An 18,495-nucleotide genomic window follows, 5' to 3' on the forward strand; every position below is an offset into this window, starting at 1 on the left:
GGTTTCTAAATGCCGAAATGCCAAAGTTGTGGACATCGCTGGAGTTTGAAAAATACCGGCAAAATAGCTTTTAAGTTTAGAGGGAATAATGGGAGAGCGTGCGCACGGTGCGGAAATACCCAGTACTTATCTAAAAAGTCGGTAAGCCGAATGGGCATCGCGGGCATAGTTGTAATAGTCCTGATGGTGTTGATTCGTCCTTTACTGCCGCCGGACTTTTTGAGTGCGATGGCTCTCGCCGTGCCGTTTGCCGTAGTGTTGATAGTCGTTGACCTTTTTTTGATGGAACTGTCCAGTATGCAGCCGGCGCAAAGGGGGCAGTAACATGATAGCCAAACTGAAGATTGTTTTTCCATTTTTTATTCTGATCGGAGCTGTTCTCTTACTTGCTGAAGTCGATCAAACGTTCAACTTATACAATGTTCCTTATGTACTGATCATTGTCGGTTCCATTGGTGTAGTTCTTTCGTTGATCTCTGCCAATACGGAATCGAGTTTTTTCTGCAGAGTGGGGCTTCATAAGTATCAGCGGATTAGCCAAGACAGCGAGCTTCCGGCGCTCTATGTCTATCGATGCGAAAGATGCGGCAAGCGGAAAAAGGCGTTTTCTGTCATTTAGTATAGGAGTGGGAGATCAAAGTAACCGTCTGCGTTGCCAAATATACAAAAGTGAAAATGAGCGTTCGTAAGGTGGCTAAACACCTTACGAACGCTCATTTTCTTATAGATATATTATATCTTTTATTTATATTAAGAAGATAACAAACCTTAGCTCATTGTCTTATTCTTAAGCAAATCTGCAATTGTCGTATTTCTTAACTCTTCTTCCATTTTCTGTTCAGCCGAAACCATGACCTGTTCAATTGGACAACCTGGACCGTGTCCAAAATGGCAGTCGAATAAAGAGGCTTTGCCTTCAATTGCTTGTATAATATCCAAGAAAGAAATAGATTCCCAATTATAAGGCAAGGAATAGCCGCCTTTCACGCCGGAAATTGAAGAAATCATGCCTTCTTTCACGAGTTTCGTTAAAATTTTGGAAAGGTAGGTCGGAGAAACATGTTGTTGTTCCGCAAGTTGTTGAACACCAACCGGTTTGTTCGTAGACGACGATCGGGCTAGGTGCAGCATCGTATGAAGAGCATAATTTGTGCCTCTTGAAAATTTCATGATTGTTCTCCTCCATTCAAAGACTTGCAAGGTATATAATATCCCGGTTAAAAGAAGCTGTCAATTATCTTCAATCAGCTCTTAAAAATCAAAAACCCTCAGTGGATCACTTATAAAGTGATCCACTGAGGGTCAGTTTAGTCATGCATGGCTCTTACGTAGCCAATCTTTTCGCCATGTAAATTTCGTTGTGCAGATTGTTATCGATAATCAGGGATTCTGTACGAATGCCTTCAGTTTGATATTTGTGTTTTTTGAAAAACTGCCGAGCTGCGGTGTTTGTCTCCAAAACTGTAAGTTCGAAGCGGCTGATTGCATTTTCGACTGCCCAGTCCTCTGCTTTTTGAAGAAGGGAAGAGGCGATTCCTTTGCCCTGTGCATCCGCTTGAACGGCAAGGAACAGATCGGCGCGATGCGTTGCCCGTTTGGCATCATTTCCATTGATCATCAAGTAACCGACATGCTGTCCATTTAAAATAGCCAGGAAGATAATTGAGTGACCACTTTGGTTCCATTCAATAATTTGCTTTCTCACTTTTTGGGTAGACAGCTCTCGTTCGGCTTTTCCGTACAATAAAAATTTCGACTCGCCCTCAGCTTTTTTCTGCAAATCAGCAAGAAAGCGAGCATCGCCATGGCCGGCAGAGCGTATCAGTAAAACATCCTCATTGCTTTTCTCGCTCGCTTCTTCATCAAGCGGTTCTACTCTTTCGAAAGTAACATATCGGTTTGGTTCAACGTGCTGGACAGCATAACCTGCATCTGACCATGCTTGAAAATGCCTTGCAGGTGCTTTTTTCTTTTTCCACCAACTTTGATTTAAGTAGGCGCTATGAGGAAGGTCGTGCCCCATAATTTTCTCGATTTCAGTAAAGTGTAAGGTAACCGTCGTATTTGTTGATTTCATAAAATAATCGGCCAGAGGGATATATTTTTTTTCTAATAACATTTCCATTAAGTAGCATTCCTTCCTAATAACATAATTTTTGAGAAAAAAGTTTACTATTCAACCGTGCTTTTTACTTAAACAGCAGAAGCAATGGTTTTCTTTTAAGTACAAGAGGCAACTCATTATTTTTACTAAAAATAGCCTGTCGTCAATTTCGACATATGTTGTGCAATCCATCAAAAATCAGCAATAGGTACCTCGGATAAATTAGGTCTTTAAACCTGTGTTTTCAGCTAATTTACAATGAAGAATAATTAGCATAGAACTTATATACCCGATTTTCTATTATATACCCATTATTAATAAAAAATGAAATTTTAGACACTAAAATTTATAATTTGAAATGAATTAGTGAAATGGAATTGGTCATGTAGGTATTTTTAGAAGAAGTTGAAATAGCGTCAGTTGTTACAGGGGAGTTTGAGGTGAATTTGACAGGTCGGCTTGTAATGCAGAACAGTTGATATAAAAACTTCCAAAAAGGAGAAGAGCAACGCAATGGGATTGCCAGGCTCAAACTCTTTTGTTGTTACTCATAGATTGAATACGGATTGAACTACTGCAGATCTTCCAGGAAACCAACCAATATGTCCGTGAACTCTCTCGGCTTATCGTAATGGATGCCATGGCTGGGGGTATCTACGTTAATCCTTTTTCCATGCTTTAATAAACCGGTCACTCGATCAGCATCCTCATCGGAACATGCAGCAAGCAGCATCTTGCCATCATAAGCGGTGTTTGCTTTTATGAACACGGTTGGGCTTTCAATCTTGGACAATACCTCTGCCTGCTGATAATTCTCAAACCATGAGTTATCGTAAAAGCTTTCGCTAAATTTGCGGTCGAATGGATAAGTTGCCGCTTCGAACAGCCGATTGATTTGCGGGGGCAAATAAACCAAGTGGACAGGCTTATTCGGGTATTTTTCGTGATAGGCTATGGCGTCTGTTGAAAGTTTGTTCCATAGAAAATCTCCAAATATTTTTTTCCAGTAACTGTGCTTCAAAGAGTAGGCAAAGTAGTTTTTTTCTTCTTGTTGATGTTTGAAGTTTTCATACATTTGGAATTCATAGACCCATACGTAAGTGTTTTTCCGTCTCTGTAATTCCGTTGAGAAAAATGGAGAATCTTCTATGACCGTACCGAGAACCAGCTCCGGTCGATGTGCCGCGATCCATGCCGCAATCATTCCACCTGAAGAATGGCCGGACAATACGGTTTTTTCGCCGATTGCCACTTCAATAAATTCACTGAAATCTTTTGCCATCGCTTTCGCTGTATACTTTTCAGGTTTCCAGTCGGATTCACCGTGCCCGTGACAGTCTATGGCGTATACATGATAATGCTTGGCTAGCTCAGGCAACACTTTTGAATAATCTTCCCAAGTTACAGCTTGCCCATGAATCAGCAAGAGTGGTGTTTTCCCATTGCTTGGCCCTTCACCATAGTTCAATAACGTACCATCCTCTACTATCAACTGCTTTTCAGTAAATCCTGAACTGTACATCTTTTCTAAGGGTTTATTCATATACGTGATATTTTTATAAAAATAAGAACCTGCTGCTGCCAGTGCAAGAAGTGAAATAATCTTTATTCGCATGTATTTTCCCTCTTTCTGCTTTCAGCATTTTTACTGAATAAAAGAAATCAAGCACTTGGCGTAAGAGTTCTCAAACTAAAACAGTGAGCATTAAATATTTCGATTCAACATGCGCAAGCCGTTTAAAATAACCAAAATTGTGCTGCCTTCATGTCCAATGACCCCAACAGGGATCGTAATCGACTGCATAAAATTCAATACGAGCAGAATGATGATGACCCCGACAGAAAAATACATATTCTGCTTAATGATTTTCTGCATTTTGCGGGCCAGCCTGATGGAATAAGCAATACGGGATAAATCATTTTTCATCAAAATCACATCAGCAGTCTCCAGTGCCACGTCTGTTCCTTCGCCCATGGCAATGCCGGTCGTGGCAATGGCCAGCGCAGGGGCATCGTTAATGCCGTCGCCAGTCATGGCAACATATTGGTATTGATCAAGCAAAATTTTCAGTTCTGCCACTTTGTCTTCTGGCATGCAGTTTCCGATGAACGCGTCCACGCCGCTTTCTGCAGCTATGACTTTTGCGGTCTTTGCGTTGTCGCCCGTTAACATGATGCAATGGATGCCCATGCGCTGCAGTTCCTGAATGGTGTTTTTAGTGTTTTCCCGGACGGTATCTTTTAGGGCAATGGCCGCGGCGATTCCGTTGCTGTCCCGAACGAAAGTAACGGTTTTTCCTTCATTTGCCAATCGGCTCAGCAGGCCATTTTGAAAAGTTTCTGCAGCAGCCTCGGTAACAAAAGCCGGATTTCCGATGCGGATTTCCTTTCCTTGGACCGTGGATTTTAAGCCATTGCCCGGAACGTCGATAATTTGAAGATTCGGCAGCGGAACAATGCCTTTTGCTTTGATGAATTCCGTGATGGCTTTGGCAAGCGGGTGATTGGACTGCAGCTCTATCCCGGCAATGATTTCCATCATTTCGTTCGGATCTAGTCCATCCCGCAGCACAAAATCGGTAACTTGAGGCTTTCCTCGTGTTAAGGTCCCGGTTTTATCCAAGGCAATTGCCCGGATGGTACTCAGGTTTTCCAAGTGGGCGCCGCCTTTGAAAATGATGCCGCTTTTTGCGCCATTCGAAATCGCAGCAAGGGTGGCGGGCATAATGGATGCCACAAGAGCGCAGGGAGAGGCGACAACAAGCAGGAGAATGGCCCGGTAGAACGTCGTGTTCCAGTCCCAGTCGAACAGGTAATGAGGAAGAAACAGCATGAAAACAAAGACAACCAAGACCACTTTTACGTATTGGCCTTCGAAATGCTCCACAAATTGCTGGGAAGGAGGCTTCTCACTTTGTGCTGTTTGGACAAGGTCGATAATTTTTTGGACCAGTGTGTCAGAGTTCGACTTGGTCATTTCCATGGTGATGGTTCCGCTCAAGTTTACGGTAGAAGCAAACAAATTATCTGCAGCATTTTTGGAAACCGGAACTGATTCCCCGCTTATTGTTGATTCATCGACAACGGTATGACCATCAACGATGACGCCGTCAACAGGCACCCGTTCCCCAGGCTTTACAAGCAGCACGCTGCCAACTTGCAATGAAGAAACGGCCACACGGGTAGTTGCTTCGTTTTTAACAAGCCACGCTTCTTCGGGTTGTATTTCCATCAATGCGGATACTTCTTTTCGGCTTTTATCCATCGTATAAGTTTCCAATGCCCCGCTCAGTGAAAAGATGAAGATCAAAATCGCGCCTTCAGTCCAGTAGCCAATAATCGAAGCACCGATCGCCGCGAGAATCATCAGCAATTCCACATTGGGCTTGCGCGTTTCAATGGTCTTTTGGATGCCGTATTTCGCTTTTGCGTAGCCTCCGATTAAGAAAGCAGACAGGTAGGTAATGACCGATAAGCTTTCCAGTGATTGGGTTTCGAAAATGTAAGCAAGAACAATTAATATTCCAGAAGCAATCGCCGCAATGAGTTCAATATAAGCTTTCCATTTTTTCTTCAATCCAGCTTCCTTCGCCAACTCAAGGACCCCCACGGTCGTATTTAAAAAATTTGTAGACCTACTTTCACCTGAAGTATGCTCTCCTTATCTAGAGTTTGTCAACGTTTCAAAAAGGTGATGATTTGTGTGAAATGTCACAACACAACTCAATTGATTGGCATAGAATAATGATGGGGATCGTACGCGTTTTATCTGTGCCGAACGACCGAAAATTCCCTCCCGGTATCGGTAATTTTCATTGAAAACATTGTGCGTTCAGGTGGTCTACAATCCATCAGTGTGACAAAGTTCAATATATACCTAAACTATGTTCTTGATAAAAAAATGATTAAGTAGTTATTATTTGATTATTATGATAAATTAACTTTTATAAAAATGTCAATAAACAGACAACTGAAATAATTTGCGACATCCCACCGGTTAAAAGTTTTTGTCCAATTTAAGAGAAGGAGATGGAAAGTCATGTTTTCATTGCCATTGCACCCCGTACTGGTCCATTTTCCGATTGCTTTGATCAGTTTGGGGATCGTGACGCAGTTTCTTGCTTTGTGGAAACGGGATTTTTTTGAAAAAGTTACACTGCTGCTATTGTCTACTGGATTTATAATGGGGGTTTTTTCTTATTTAACTGGTGAAGCGGCAGAGGAGTTTGCTGAAAATGCATGGGGGGAAGGGATAGAAACTTACCTGGAGCCGCATGAAACTTACGCGTTAGCAACATTAATCATTATTGGAGTTGTTCTCGTGTTAAAGGTCATTAACCACTATAAGAAAATTCCTTTTAGCTTGTCGGTTATACTCATCCTCTGCATAGCTGGTGCATTCACGCTAACGTTAACAGGGCATTACGGAGGAAAAATGGTTTACGATCAAGATTCAACCAACTTGCAAATAAACGGCCGTGAAAATCAGGAAGATGATGATTAGTCTAATAGAAATTCCGGAGGGAAAAACAAGCTGGAGATTCGGCTTGTTTTTTGTGGAGCCATACATTGGCATCAACAGAAAATACGTTTGGATTGTTGAGGAGAAGAGCAATATGGAAAAGAAAAAAACAGGTAGTTTTTACATTTACGTGATCCTTGGTTCAATGGGCATGCTTCTTTTAGCAATTGGACTTCTTGAATACATATCGCTTATCGGCAGCACGAACACCACGGGCTTTCTTTTTACTTTTGCTGGTTTTATATTCCTGGTTCAGTACATCTATTATTTAGAAAAACAGTCCGGTATGAGCAATGGCGCAATTTGGATGCAATCGGCAGTACTAGCTTCTGCGCTACTTATTTTCACATACATCTTTTACTAAAATTTAAATGCAGGTGATTCATAATGTCGCCATGCTCGAACTTTAAATGGATTTTGAAAGCAATTGGTCAAAGCAACCGGTGAGGGGTCTCTCCAGCAAACGAACATCGTCCATAGATTTGTTGTGGAGCTGCTTAATGTCGTAAAAGCTGTCCATACGATCAGTGATGCACTGATCGGTCCATTCTTTGCTGGTGCCGCATTTGTAAGAAAACAAATAAATCCTGCTTGTCATTCTTTTCATCCTTTCTATTAGTGACCCCGGGTTTTGGTAAATGTAATCTTATTTTAATTTGGTTAAGTTAGTAAGGTTTTTTAAAATAGAGCTCTTAGCTTATTTTTATGGACCGACATCCGATACTCCGCGATTTTCCTTGCGGAGTTTTTTATTTTCTTAAATAATGTTAGAAGAAAGTTACCCAAAACTACCTTCTTTCTTGCGCAGATTGCACTGTAAGAGAACCCCAAAATTATTTCTTCATCCAGGACTATATATATACAGCCCTAAAACCTATACAATAAGATATGTTAAATTTTTAAAAAAACGATACTTATAATACAAATTTTGGATATTAATTCACCGAAGATCATTTCTCTTCATTAGCAAAGGAGTTTCCCGTATGAAACGATTATTTACCGCACAAAAAGTGAACTTGGCAACCTTATTATCCCTTCTTGTATCCACCTCTGTCATTTTTACTTTGTTGATTCTCACGATCTCAACCCATCATTCGAATAAGGAATCCTTAATAGAGACTTATTTAACTCTAAACTCCTCCAAGGCTGAAAAAATGAGCCATTCTGTTGAGTCGTTGTTTGGCTCAATGAGAATCAATTTAGAGTCTACGGTGGATTTTCTTGAAGCGCACGAAGAAATGAGTGATCAGGAAATTCAAGAGCAACTAGAGCTTTTGCGCGTAAGCAGCGGCTATTTTAACTCTTTTTCATGGGTAGATGAAACAGGGCTTGTCCGCGTTATTAGTCCTGTAAGCATTGGATTAAAAGGAGAAAAAATAACGTCAGGCATCACTAAAGAGGTGTTGGATTCGGAAGAGCCGACGTTGACGCCTCCCTATATTGGCCCATCAAGCCGTCTGCTGATTTTGATGACTCAGCCTATTTATGCGAGCGATGGAACTTATAGAGGAATGATTGGCGGGAGTATTTACCTTCAAGAACCAAACGTCGTAAATGATTTGCTTGGAAATGATGAGATTGAAAAAAACGGTTCTTATTATTTTGTCGTGGGGCCTCAAGGAACCATGCTATACCACCCAGAAAAACGTTTAATTGGGGAAAGTGCCAATGAGGATAGCGTGGTCCGCAAGTTAACACAGGGAAAGAGCGGCATGGAGCTTTTTACAAATCGCATCGGAATTCCGATGCTCGCGGCCTATAGTTATGTGCCCGAGGCCGATTGGGGAATTGTGCAGCAAACGCCTTATTCATTTGTTGAAGGGGTGTTGGCAGACCAACTCAAAGATTTGTTGATCAATATGCTGCTTCCATTTTTGCTATTGCTGCTTTTATCGATTTTTATTGCCCGTAAATTAGCAGCACCCTTTATTCGTTTAGGCAACCTGGTCAATCGCTTAGCGGAAGGGAAACCGGTAGCTGAACCGTTAAAGGAGGCGCTGATGGAGCCTCATTGGAACCGGGAGGCTGACTTATTGACCAGAAGTGTCGGCATCGCTTTTGAAATACTGGAACGCAACAATCAGCAGCTCAGTCAGTCTGCATCAACTGATGCACTGACCGGCCTGCAGAACCGAAGAAAAATGGATGAAGTTTTGAATGCCTGGTCACGTGAAAATCGCCTGTTTTCCTTGCTGGTGTTGGACATTGATCACTTTAAATCGATCAATGACACATTTGGGCATCACGCTGGAGACGAAACATTAAAACAATTGGCTGAGACCATTCAAAATGTTACCCGGAATAACGATTTCTGCTTCAGGTACGGTGGTGAAGAGTTTGTCTTGCTGCTGGCTGACACAGACACACCGGGTGCTTTTAACCTCGCTGAAAAAATTCGCGAAAAAGTCGAAAAGACAAGCATGATTCCTGGGAGAACAATCACGGTTTCAATCGGTGTTTCCGAATTCCCTAAGCATACTGATTCAGCGGATGAACTTTTCAAGTTAGCGGATAAAGCACTGTATGAGTCAAAGTTTGAAGGAAGAAATCGAACTACGATATACTCTAACTAACAAAATGGAGCTGGCATAGGTTGATTCGAATTCCCAGATGGTATGTTAGGAGGGATGAAAATGCAGGAGGAAGCTAGACTGCCATTATTTCAAAGTCATGAGGCGGCAATCCAATATTTTGAAGAAAGTTACGGGGAAAAGTTCGTCTTTGAAGAGTCTTTGGATACCGAAGACGGGTTTTGTTCTTTTTACCGATTGATTACCGATGAAGAGGCCTATATAAACGGAATCTCGGATTTGAATTCTACCGGACATGTGAGGATAGGGTTTTTGGAGAGCTATCAGCCGGTTCAAATTATGCAAGATGGTCAGGTGCATATTGGGCGCGATGAGAAAAAAAGTTGAATTTCGTTCAAACTAAACAAATAAAGGACATCGAAATGTATGCACATCTCGATGTCCTTTATTTGTATGGAGACTTGGAGTTGGACGTTCTTCTGCTGACTTTCTTCAACTTTCATTTTCGATAGCTTGTGCTTTTTTACTCGGGTTCTTGATTCGCCATAGTGAAAATACCGTTAATATAATGTAGACCACAGTAATAATGATGAAGAAGTTTCGATTTTGGGAATAAGATAAAATATCACCGGTAAACAGTACGATAAAGTAAACGGTCCACATCCCTGCGATTCTGAGCAGTTGATTAGTAAGGTTTGACTTAAACATTCCGATGTTCCTCCTGCTAAAAAATGTATTTGAATCTAGTACATATACTGATTTTTTCAAGTAAAGTTTCATTTAAGATGCATTTTGTGCCGGGATTTCTTGTACTTACTGGATCAGAGATTAGGCATAGAGTCGTAAGGAAAGAAGTGGGAGTACATACAACTAATAAACGGGGGTCATGGTGATGGGATCAAAAGCAAAATACATGTTACTATTCCTTTTGGGATTTCTTGTTTACTTTGTCGTGGCAGCTTTAGTGGCGCTTTAAGTGTATAGATGTTCCGCGCTAAAAAAGCTGAGGGATTCTAAATGATCAAATTCATGTTCATGAGCGTTTGGCTGGTGGCAGTCCCGATTTTTCTACTGTTTGGAGCTAATTCGCGAGACATTTTTACTATCTTTATCGCTAGCATCTTGGCGAATGCCATTTTGCTGATTTGTACAACTGTCCGGAAGAGAGAGGTTATACAATAAAAAAGAAAGTGCTCGGCGAAAGCCGTAAATGTACAATGAATGCCACCTGAAAATCAAATTGTTGTTATTTTACAGTAAAAGGGTTATTTTTTGGTGGAAAGGGTAAACTAATGGATATAGACGAAATGTACTACTGGATGGAGGTATATTTATGACGAACATACTCAATATTTGTGAAGTTCATGAAATCAACGAATTGCTTTCCTTGAAAACATCTTCCCTTACAAAAAGTGAGCTGTTTCTTGAAAAAGTAAAAACCCATGAATGTGTCTGGTTTTTAGAAGACGATATTAAATTATCGATTCAAGAAATTATTGATTTGAAAGATCTACTGCTTTTCTCAGCTAACTAAAGCTGTGATTAAACAAGTAGATTCCTTCCCGCTTTGAAGAGATGTGATGATTATATGGTTTGTATTTAGCTGGTCAATCGACAAAGCATGCGCTGTAAGCGAATGTTTTATGTGATTGATTTTTTTTATGCGCTCAATTTGTATTTTTTCTCAAATTAGCAGTAAGAGCGGCATTAGAAAGAATTCCACAGCACACGCCAAAAGGCTCTGTCAATTGGTTTTGACCGAGCCTTTTTCGTATAGTTTTACACGTCTTAAGTAGTACGCCACGCGCCACCCCTTATTAGTGAACTTAGCTTAGTTTCAAAGAACCCCTTCGAGTGGGTCTTTTCCATGCAATTCCAGTCTTCAGCAATTCCTCAAAATCAACTGCAGAAACAGGTTTGGAAAAAAGGTAGCCTTGGCCGATTGAGCAGCCACTTTCTTGCAAAAACTGTAGTTGCTCTTGCGTTTCGATTCCTTCCGCCACGATGGTAAGGTTTAAGTTTAGCCCAAGTTCAATAATCGCTTTGACCATCGTGTATGGAGCTTGTTTTCCGACTTCATCAATAAAAGACTTATCGACTTTCAAAATGTCAATTGGCAGTTTTTGCAATACGTGCAAAGACGAATAGCCGGTTCCAAAATCGTCAATAGACGTCTTGACGCCCAGTTTCTTCAATCGGTTTAATAAATCGATGCTTTCTTGAATGTTCTGCATGATGCTTTCGGTAATTTCCAATTCGAGAAAAGGAGCTTCCAGTTTTGACTCTTTTAATGCCTTTTCAACTGTTTTTAAAAACTTGCCATTTTGGAATTGCGATACGGACACGTTGACGGAAACGCTGACGGCGGGAAGTCCTTGTTCCTGCCAGCGTTTATTCTGATAACATGCGGTTCGCAGCACCCATTCCCCAATAGAGATGATGTGTCCGGTTTCCTCCGCAAGCGGAATAAATTCTGCAGGAGAGATCCAGCCCAGTTCGGGGTGATTCCACCGCAGCAAGGCTTCCATACCGGTTATTGTCCCATCCTTCAGGTCGACTTTCGGTTGATAAGCAAGACTCAATTGATTGTCAGCAATTGCATGCTGAATATGTGTTTCAAGTGCCGTTTTCCGTGTGAGCTGGTTTTGCAACTCCATGCTGTAAAAGCTGCATTCATTTTCGCCTCTTTTTTTAGAAAGATCCACTGCGGCATCGGCATTTTTTAGCAGCTCTTCTCCAGAAACGCCATGGTCGGGATACAAGCAGATGCCTATACTAAGAGACAGAGTGATCTCATAAGCCAAGTCTAGGAAAGGTTTTTGGAAGCTTGCCAAAATGCTTTCAGCGGAGAGAACGGCCTCCATTTCGGTTACGCCAGAAAGAATAACAACAAATTCGTCTCCTTCCAGTCTGTACAGCTGCGTTTGGGAATTCTCAAAATTCTTCAGTCGTTCTGCAGTTTCTGCCAATATTTTGTCGCCTACGTGATGTCCAAAGGCATCGTTTACTTTTTTAAAGCGGTTTATATCAATCATCAGCATCGCAAAGGGCTTATCTTTCCCTTTGCCTAGAGCTATTTTAAGGTCCTCTGTATAACTGGACCGATTGGCCAGCCCTGTGAGGGGATCATGATAGGCCAAGTTTCCGAGTCGGCCCATCAATTTATGATTTTTATGAATGACAAAAATTTGAAGTCCCAGAACCATTAAAATAGTGATCAAAAGCCCTAAGCCTAGAGCATTGTAATTCCAGCGATTGTTGTGGCTAACCAATGCAATCAATATCAGAATACTGACATAAGGGAGTAGTAACGCCTTCTGATCGAGTGAAGTCACTATTTTTGGAGGTTCTTCCAATACGAGTTCTTTGTTATAAAATCCGATCAATCCAATTAGGTGAATAGCAATGATCCAGAGCAAATCAACGCTGCTTCCAATCTGATAATTTTCAGAGAGCGAAAAATATAAAAACAGAAAGTTGGCGATTATTTGCAGAAGAAAGCTGACCATAAGAAGCAATAAAATATTTTTTTCCTTCCTGTATTGAGAGAAATAATGGAGGAATAACGTGATAAAAAAAGTGCTTAAGGTTATGGTTTGGTTTCCAAGTATGTACAAGAAAGTTGATAATGAAATATTTGGAATAATGAGCATAGGTTCTAACAAATAATGATAGCCGATGGCAATGGCTGTGACTAGGTAGACCAAGATGTTGAAGAGATAGATCTTATTTGAAAAAATGATAGCTGCTTTTTTTGCTTTATAGACTAATGCGATTAGCAAAAAGAATGAGGATAGGAACCAAAAGAAAAAGAAGGATAAGGAGTTATTAATTGCAAGCAGTCCATCAGTTGAATAGATGTAAAGCCAAATAAAGCTGCCAATTGAATAACAGAATATCCCGATGCTTAATAGCAGCCCAAAAAATTTCTGCGTACCTGCTTGCTTCTGATAAGTTTGGAACATCCAGATAAAAGCTATAGTTCCGGCAATCAGCCGTATGGTACCGATTCCAGTTAGTCGGATCTCCTCTAGATTCTTGAAAAGTTCATTCCACACTACAAATCCACTAATAAAAATGAACATTAAGAGGATTGGAGCCTTTTTCACGTTGACCATTCTAGTATCCCCTAACAAAAAAATTGTGATTGCCTGAAGTATAGCTCTAATGACTTTTGGGTTAAACAGCCTAAATTCAAGGTTCTAAAAAATTACTGTGCTGTCAGCAGACAGGCGACTTTAGAGTTCTACCCAGCCGTTTTTGATCGCTTTTAAAACGATTTGTGTTCGATCAGTTGCCCCTAATTTCGATAGGATGCTGGAAACATAGTTTTTGACGTTTTTCTCCTTAATGTTCAGTGCCTCCCCAATAGCTCTGTTACTTCTGCCTCGAGTCAGCAGGCGAACAATGTCTATCTCCTTTTTTGTCAAAAGCTTTGGGGAAGGATTGGAAAGTTGAATTGAGAAAAGTTCGTTGCTGTTAAACGCGTCACTTAAACGCCGAACTTCATGTATCAAGAAAGGTGCTACCTGAGGATCTACGTAATAATGATCCTGAGAAATGATGCGCAGCGCATAAAGGACCGCATCGATTTCAGTCCTTTTTAAAAGGTAACCTATGGCCCCATTTTTAAGGGCTTCCAAAACATGTTCTTTTTCAGCTGAAGCCGAATATACCAGCACTTTTATTTCGGGATGTTCTGTGGTGAAGTTTTTTAAGTCACTGATTTCATAAGAATCACCGCTGAATAGTTCGGCTAGAATAATTTGCGGTTTGTAGTTACCAAAATTTTGCGTTAAGCTTCTCAAATCGCGCTGTTGATCAATAAATGAAAACTCATTATTAAGATCGTTCAAAATCGCTTTCAGGCCTTCTCCAAGCATTTGGTTCGAATCTGCTAAAGCAATAGAAAAGGTGCCTTTCGTACTCAAACAGCTCAAGATAATACTCCTTTCTGGGATAGAATTGTAGAAACTAATTTATTTCATTTAATGGATCTTCTTCAGAAGGGGAAGTGTGAATACCATTACAGACTTTGAAGACGGTAGGTGCCTCTGCCGGATTCTTTTGCTTCGTACATTGCGAGATCAGCATTCTTCAAAATGGATGAGGTTGTTGCGCCAGCCAACGGGACTAAAGTTATTCCCATACTGGAAGAGACGGACAAAGGACCATTCTCAATCGTCCACGAAGCTTCTATCGCTATTTGAATTTTTTCAGCCATCCTTTCGGCTTCTTCGCGTGTTCTCACGCTTGGAAGGAGCAGGACAAATTCATCGCCTCCAAGGCGGGCAGCCATATCACCTTCTTCAAGTGAATGCGTGAGACGCTTGCCAAATTCCTCAATTACCGCATCTCCTACTTCATGTCCCAGCTGGTCGTTGATTTGTTTAAAATGGTCAATATCCAACAAAATAACGGCCAATGTTTCTCCTTTTTGTTGTTGAGAGGCGATTTTTTCATTAAGCTGCTGCTTGAAAAAACGTCGATTTGGTAAACCGGTCAACGAATCGTGATATGCATAATAATGAAGTTTGGCTTCGTGTTCTTTTTGCAGCGTGATGTCCCGTGTAATCGTCAACATATGAATAAACTGGTTTTGTTCATTGAAGATTGGTGTCCCTTGTAATTCTGACCATCGCCATCCCTCAATTTTATGCTCCATGCGAATTTCAATCACATAATTTTTGGCTTCTTCGACAGCTTGGGCATAGATTTCTCTTACTTGCGAAATATCCTCAGGATGAACTGTATGAAAAGAAGGTTTTTCCATATATTCTTCTGGATCAAATCCGTAAACTCGTTTAATAGAAGGAGAAACATACAAAATTTCGCCTTTGTCATCCCGCAAGACAATCACATCATGTGCATTTTCAGCAATAATGCGAAAGCGATTTTCACTTTCAGCATACTGGTTGATCAGGTGGTCGATTTCTCGCATATCCCGCATTACAGCATATGACCCGACAATATCGTTTCCTTCTTCAATAGGTGCAAACTGAATAGAAATTCCAATTAAATTCCCAAATTTTCCACGAAATTTCGTGCGGACATCCTGATATACTCCTGTCAGCCCTTGTTTGAAATGCGTAATCAGCAAGTCATGATCTTCCTCGTTGATAAATTGACTGAGCTCCAGGCCCACTACTTCTTCGAGCGAGAAGCCAGTTAGCTGCTCGACCGTCGAATTGCCAGTTTGAATTCTGCCCGTCAAGTCCAGTGAAAGAATCGCATCAGCATTATTGTCATACAACGAGCGGTACCTGGAGCGATTTTCCTGTACATGCTTTGATTTCGTCTGGTATTCGAGTTTTGCGAGCCGTTCAGCAGTAGCTTCCTTGATAACCCCGATAATGTGGGTGCAGGTGCCATTCTCATCGAGCAACGGTGTTAAAGTAGACTCGGAATACTCGGAATCACTGTAAATGAATGCTTTTTTTGTTTTCAGCACGTTCTCATAATGTGCAGTCAATAAATCTGCCATTTCCTTATCATGAACTTCTTGGAAAGTTTTCCCGACAGCAGCAGATGTTAAGGTTGATCGTTCGTATACGGCCTGATTTAGGAATTCGTATGTGAAAACAGAGTCATTTTCAATGCTTACGATAGATACCATATCTTGTATCGCTGTCATAAAAGCTTTATCAAAAGGGAGTGCATGTACTGTTTCCATTTAGTACTTTCCTTTCTCCGTTGAATCCTTTCCTTCAGGTTAGGCATTCAATTATCAGGTGAAATTTGAAATGCATCAGCAGTCTGAGCACTGAAGTTGGCTTCGAATATTTTTAATATAAGATTTCTGATGGCGCATTATCGGTGCGGGACATAGAGAAATTCAGTGAAAAATTGGTCGGTAGTAGAATCACATCTAAAGTACCTTGCTATGTGAAATTATGAACTATACTTGTAGTTACTTATTATTAAATTTATCCCAGCAATACGTAAATATGCCTTTAAGCTCAATTAAAATTATATAAAAAGGCAATATACATTTATGAATATTGATTTTTTTTAGTTTTTCACATTGATATAAGTTAAAAAATATCATTTGAATAAAAAAATATTAAAAATCTAATACTTAAGATAATAGTCATATTTTTCATGTGGGTCAAAAGTATTTATATCATTTGAAAATTTCGGATTTCGTAATATAATTTTTTTGATGCATGATGAAAGATTACTTTAATAATTAATCTATTTTTGCATCTGAAGTAATAGCTGTGACGGAAAAAGAAGGGGTAGAGATGACAGTTCAGACAAATCCCACACAAAAACGGCAGAAACTTAACGTTCCCAGCGATCAATCAAGTGCTGCCGATCGTTCATGGAACGGATGAAAATGAGTTGAGTAGAGGGGGTGGGCAATTCGCAGGGAGTGTGTTGCCAGGAGAAAAAGATAACTCTGATTTAACCGTGACCACCTGCTACCCATTCAACTTTATTGGCAGTGCGCCAGACCGTTATATTCTGATTGCTGATCTCGTAGGCAGTATATAAGCTGGACAGAATAAATGAGTTTAAAAATAAAAAGCACCACATCTTCGATAGGTTAATCGAAGATGTGGTGTTTTGGGTTAAGGAAGAATTTTTCGTATCTATTCCTGTAAATGACTATTAGGAACCTTGGTTTATAAACCAGTAACCCGGAATGTACCTCTGCCAGCTTCTTTTGCGTCGTACATCGCAAGGTCTGCACTTTTTAGAATAGACGAGACTGTTGCCCCGGTTGGTGGAGTCAAGGTGATTCCGATACTGGCAGTAACTTTAGCTGGGCCATTGCGAACATACCACGGGCCATCCATAGCTGATTGAATGATTTTTGCGAGGTGTTCTGCCTGTTCACGTGTCTTCACGCTTGGCAGTAATAAGACAAATTCATCGCCGCCAAGACGGGCTGCCATATCGCCCTCTTGTAGTGGCTGGCTCAACCTTCTGCTGAATTCCTCGATGACGGCATCGCCAATTTCGTGGCCAAATTCATCGTTAATTTGTTTAAAGTGGTCAATATCCAGCAAAATGACCGCCAAATTTTCATCCGGATGCTGTGGAGAAGCAATTTCTTCAGCCAATCGTTGGTTAAAGAATCGCCGATTTGGCAATCCGGTCAAAGGGTCATGGTATGCGAAGTAATGAAGTTTTGTTTCGTGTTCTTTTTGCAGGGAAATGTCCCGCGTGATGGTCAGCATATGAATAAACTGGCCGTGTTCATTGAAAATTGGAGTTCCTTGGAGCTCGGACCAGAGCCAGCCTTTGGTTTTGTGTTTCAACCGCATTTCAATCACGTAGTTTTTCGCTTCTTTTGCCGCTCTTCTGTAGCTGCTTCGTACGTGTGGAATGTCTTCTGGATGCATATTGTGAAAAGGGGGCTTTTCCATAAATTCTTCCGGAGTAAATCCGTAGACTCGTTCAATGGCAGGAGAGACGTAGATCATCTGTCCTTTGGAGTCTCTCAGTACAATGACGTCGTGGGCATTTTCTGCAATAATTCGAAAGCGGTTTTCGCTTTCGGCATATTGGCTGATTAAATGGTCGATCTCCCGCATATCTCGAAGAACGGCATACATGCCGGTGATTTGTCCTTCTTCTTCAATTGGCGAAAGCTGAATGGATACACCAATCAAGTGGCCGGATTTCTCACGGAACTTTGTTCGGAAATCTTCAATTCCTCCATCCAATACCTTTCTATAGCCCGCTTCCAGTGAAACTATATCTTTTCCATAAATAAATTTACTGAATTCTACACCAGCGACTTGATCTGGGAAGAATCCAGTCAGTTGATCCAAGGCTGAATTGCCGGTCTGGATTTTTCCGGATGTATCAAGAACGAGGATAGCATCCGAGTTGTTTTCATATAGCGACCTGTACCGGGAGTGGCTTTCTTCCATACGCTTCCAGGCTAGTTGGCTTTCTATTTTTGCCAACCGTTCAGCGGTGATGTCTTTGACAACCCCAACAATATACGTGCAGTTTCCATCTTCGTCTAACAGTGGCGTTAACGTAGATTCCGAATAATAAGATTCTCCTGCAGGAGAAACGTAAGAATCGGCATAAACCACACTTTTTTTCGTAGCCAATACTTGTGTGTAGTTCATGATCAAAACATCGGCAAAAATGCCATTGTGTACTTCTTGAAATGTTTTGCCAATTGCAGCTTCGGTTAAAGTGGTTCGCTCAAAAACGGATTGATTCAAGAAGGCATAGGTGAAGGTAGAGGTACTTTCAACGCTAACAACAAATACCATATCTTTTATTGCTGTCATAAAAAATTTGTCGAAGGGAAGTGTTTTTGTTTTTTCCACTTGTACTTTCCTTTCTCCATTGAATCCTTCGGCTCTGCT

The 18,495-nt window shown here is 40.9% G+C and carries 17 protein-coding genes and 1 pseudogene; 8 read left to right on the plus strand and 10 right to left on the minus strand.

What is annotated here, in order from left to right; translation table 11 throughout:
• Nucleotides 1-9 precede the first annotated feature (9 nt).
• Nucleotides 10-324 (plus strand): TIGR04104 family putative zinc finger protein, encoded by a 315-nt coding sequence (locus AC4EHK_RS01260; RefSeq protein WP_490976986.1) that lies wholly within the window; start codon nucleotides 10-12, stop codon nucleotides 322-324.
• A 1-nt stretch (nucleotide 325) separates the two neighbouring features.
• A complete protein-coding gene (locus tag AC4EHK_RS01265; protein WP_490976987.1) occupies nucleotides 326-619 on the plus strand; it encodes a hypothetical protein in 294 nt (97 codons plus the stop codon).
• A 149-nt stretch (nucleotides 620-768) separates the two neighbouring features.
• Here AC4EHK_RS01265 and AC4EHK_RS01270 read toward each other — a convergent pair whose 3' ends face one another.
• The 4 genes from AC4EHK_RS01270 to AC4EHK_RS01285 all read right to left on the minus strand — a co-directional run bounded on the left by AC4EHK_RS01270 (nucleotide 769) and on the right by AC4EHK_RS01285 (nucleotide 5,699).
• Entirely contained in the window at nucleotides 769-1,170 is a 402-nt protein-coding gene (locus AC4EHK_RS01270; protein ID WP_490976988.1) for an Rrf2 family transcriptional regulator, read from the minus strand.
• Nucleotides 1,171-1,324: 154 nt separating this feature from the next.
• Nucleotides 1,325-2,119, minus strand: coding sequence for a GNAT family N-acetyltransferase (locus AC4EHK_RS01275; protein WP_490976989.1), 795 nt, complete (start codon nucleotides 2,117-2,119; stop codon nucleotides 1,325-1,327).
• A 556-nt stretch (nucleotides 2,120-2,675) separates the two neighbouring features.
• On the minus strand, nucleotides 2,676-3,719 hold the full coding sequence (locus AC4EHK_RS01280) for an alpha/beta fold hydrolase (RefSeq protein WP_490976990.1): 1,044 nt from the start codon (nucleotides 3,717-3,719) through the stop codon (nucleotides 2,676-2,678).
• Between the two features lie 90 nt (nucleotides 3,720-3,809).
• Complete coding sequence (locus tag AC4EHK_RS01285; protein ID WP_490976991.1) at nucleotides 3,810-5,699, minus strand: heavy metal translocating P-type ATPase; 1,890 nt, start codon at nucleotides 5,697-5,699, stop codon at nucleotides 3,810-3,812.
• A gap of 444 nt (nucleotides 5,700-6,143) precedes the next feature.
• Between AC4EHK_RS01285 and AC4EHK_RS01290 the strand changes: the two genes are divergently transcribed.
• A complete protein-coding gene (locus AC4EHK_RS01290; protein WP_490976992.1) occupies nucleotides 6,144-6,608 on the plus strand; it encodes a DUF2231 domain-containing protein in 465 nt (154 codons plus the stop codon).
• 112 nt (nucleotides 6,609-6,720) lie between these two features.
• Entirely contained in the window at nucleotides 6,721-6,990 is a 270-nt protein-coding gene (locus tag AC4EHK_RS01295) for a hypothetical protein (protein WP_490976993.1), read from the plus strand.
• Nucleotides 6,991-7,032: 42 nt separating this feature from the next.
• Here AC4EHK_RS01295 and AC4EHK_RS01300 read toward each other — a convergent pair whose 3' ends face one another.
• Nucleotides 7,033-7,224, minus strand: coding sequence for a hypothetical protein (locus AC4EHK_RS01300; RefSeq protein WP_490976994.1), 192 nt, complete (start codon nucleotides 7,222-7,224; stop codon nucleotides 7,033-7,035).
• A gap of 385 nt (nucleotides 7,225-7,609) precedes the next feature.
• On the opposite strand from AC4EHK_RS01300, the gene AC4EHK_RS01305 reads away from it, so the two are divergent.
• Entirely contained in the window at nucleotides 7,610-9,199 is a 1,590-nt protein-coding gene (locus tag AC4EHK_RS01305) for a sensor domain-containing diguanylate cyclase (RefSeq protein WP_490976995.1), read from the plus strand.
• Nucleotides 9,200-9,259: 60 nt separating this feature from the next.
• Nucleotides 9,260-9,544, plus strand: coding sequence for a hypothetical protein (locus AC4EHK_RS01310; protein WP_490976996.1), 285 nt, complete (start codon nucleotides 9,260-9,262; stop codon nucleotides 9,542-9,544).
• Nucleotides 9,545-9,649: 105 nt separating this feature from the next.
• Here the strand turns inward: AC4EHK_RS01310 and AC4EHK_RS01315 are convergent, their stop codons facing one another.
• Nucleotides 9,650-9,865, minus strand: coding sequence for a hypothetical protein (locus AC4EHK_RS01315; protein ID WP_490976997.1), 216 nt, complete (start codon nucleotides 9,863-9,865; stop codon nucleotides 9,650-9,652).
• 625 nt (nucleotides 9,866-10,490) lie between these two features.
• Here AC4EHK_RS01315 and AC4EHK_RS01320 point away from each other — a divergent pair.
• Complete coding sequence (locus AC4EHK_RS01320) at nucleotides 10,491-10,691, plus strand: hypothetical protein (protein ID WP_490976998.1); 201 nt, start codon at nucleotides 10,491-10,493, stop codon at nucleotides 10,689-10,691.
• Nucleotides 10,692-10,983: 292 nt separating this feature from the next.
• On the opposite strand, the gene AC4EHK_RS01325 is transcribed toward AC4EHK_RS01320, so the two are convergent.
• The 3 genes from AC4EHK_RS01325 to AC4EHK_RS01335 form a co-directional block, all read right to left on the minus strand.
• Entirely contained in the window at nucleotides 10,984-12,576 is a 1,593-nt protein-coding gene (locus AC4EHK_RS01325) for a putative bifunctional diguanylate cyclase/phosphodiesterase (RefSeq protein ID WP_490976999.1), read from the minus strand.
• Between the two features lie 819 nt (nucleotides 12,577-13,395).
• Complete coding sequence (locus AC4EHK_RS01330) at nucleotides 13,396-14,097, minus strand: response regulator transcription factor (protein WP_490977000.1); 702 nt, start codon at nucleotides 14,095-14,097, stop codon at nucleotides 13,396-13,398.
• Between the two features lie 86 nt (nucleotides 14,098-14,183).
• Nucleotides 14,184-15,830, minus strand: a complete 1,647-nt coding sequence (locus AC4EHK_RS01335; protein WP_490977001.1) for a sensor domain-containing protein — start codon at nucleotides 15,828-15,830, stop codon at nucleotides 14,184-14,186.
• Nucleotides 15,831-16,438: 608 nt separating this feature from the next.
• On the opposite strand from AC4EHK_RS01335, the pseudogene AC4EHK_RS01340 reads away from it, so the two are divergent.
• Nucleotides 16,439-16,654, plus strand: a pseudogene (locus tag AC4EHK_RS01340) (sortase family protein); the annotation flags it as partial.
• Between the two features lie 131 nt (nucleotides 16,655-16,785).
• On the opposite strand, the gene AC4EHK_RS01345 reads toward AC4EHK_RS01340, so the two are convergent.
• A complete protein-coding gene (locus AC4EHK_RS01345; protein WP_490977002.1) occupies nucleotides 16,786-18,456 on the minus strand; it encodes a sensor domain-containing protein in 1,671 nt (556 codons plus the stop codon).
• Nucleotides 18,457-18,495: the final 39 nt, after the last annotated feature.

The organism is Planococcus sp. TJ-307, from assembly GCF_058268435.1.

What these genes read in the sequence shown, in the direction of transcription:
- AC4EHK_RS01275 (WP_490976989.1), bottom strand. Translation starts at nt 2,119, where the DNA reads ATGTTATTAGAAAAAAAATATATCCCTCTGGCCGATTATTTTATGAAA.
- AC4EHK_RS01265 (WP_490976987.1), top strand. Translation starts at nt 326, where the DNA reads ATGATAGCCAAACTGAAGATTGTTTTTCCATTTTTTATTCTGATCGGA.
- AC4EHK_RS01295 (WP_490976993.1), top strand. Translation starts at nt 6,721, where the DNA reads ATGGAAAAGAAAAAAACAGGTAGTTTTTACATTTACGTGATCCTTGGT.
- AC4EHK_RS01260 (WP_490976986.1), top strand. Translation starts at nt 10, where the DNA reads ATGCCGAAATGCCAAAGTTGTGGACATCGCTGGAGTTTGAAAAATACC.
- AC4EHK_RS01270 (WP_490976988.1), bottom strand. Translation starts at nt 1,170, where the DNA reads ATGAAATTTTCAAGAGGCACAAATTATGCTCTTCATACGATGCTGCAC.
- AC4EHK_RS01290 (WP_490976992.1), top strand. Translation starts at nt 6,144, where the DNA reads ATGTTTTCATTGCCATTGCACCCCGTACTGGTCCATTTTCCGATTGCT.
- AC4EHK_RS01305 (WP_490976995.1), top strand. Translation starts at nt 7,610, where the DNA reads ATGAAACGATTATTTACCGCACAAAAAGTGAACTTGGCAACCTTATTA.
- AC4EHK_RS01320 (WP_490976998.1), top strand. Translation starts at nt 10,491, where the DNA reads ATGACGAACATACTCAATATTTGTGAAGTTCATGAAATCAACGAATTG.
- AC4EHK_RS01280 (WP_490976990.1), bottom strand. Translation starts at nt 3,719, where the DNA reads ATGCGAATAAAGATTATTTCACTTCTTGCACTGGCAGCAGCAGGTTCT.
- AC4EHK_RS01310 (WP_490976996.1), top strand. Translation starts at nt 9,260, where the DNA reads ATGCAGGAGGAAGCTAGACTGCCATTATTTCAAAGTCATGAGGCGGCA.
- AC4EHK_RS01300 (WP_490976994.1), bottom strand. Translation starts at nt 7,224, where the DNA reads ATGACAAGCAGGATTTATTTGTTTTCTTACAAATGCGGCACCAGCAAA.
- AC4EHK_RS01335 (WP_490977001.1), bottom strand. Translation starts at nt 15,830, where the DNA reads ATGGAAACAGTACATGCACTCCCTTTTGATAAAGCTTTTATGACAGCG.
- AC4EHK_RS01315 (WP_490976997.1), bottom strand. Translation starts at nt 9,865, where the DNA reads ATGTTTAAGTCAAACCTTACTAATCAACTGCTCAGAATCGCAGGGATG.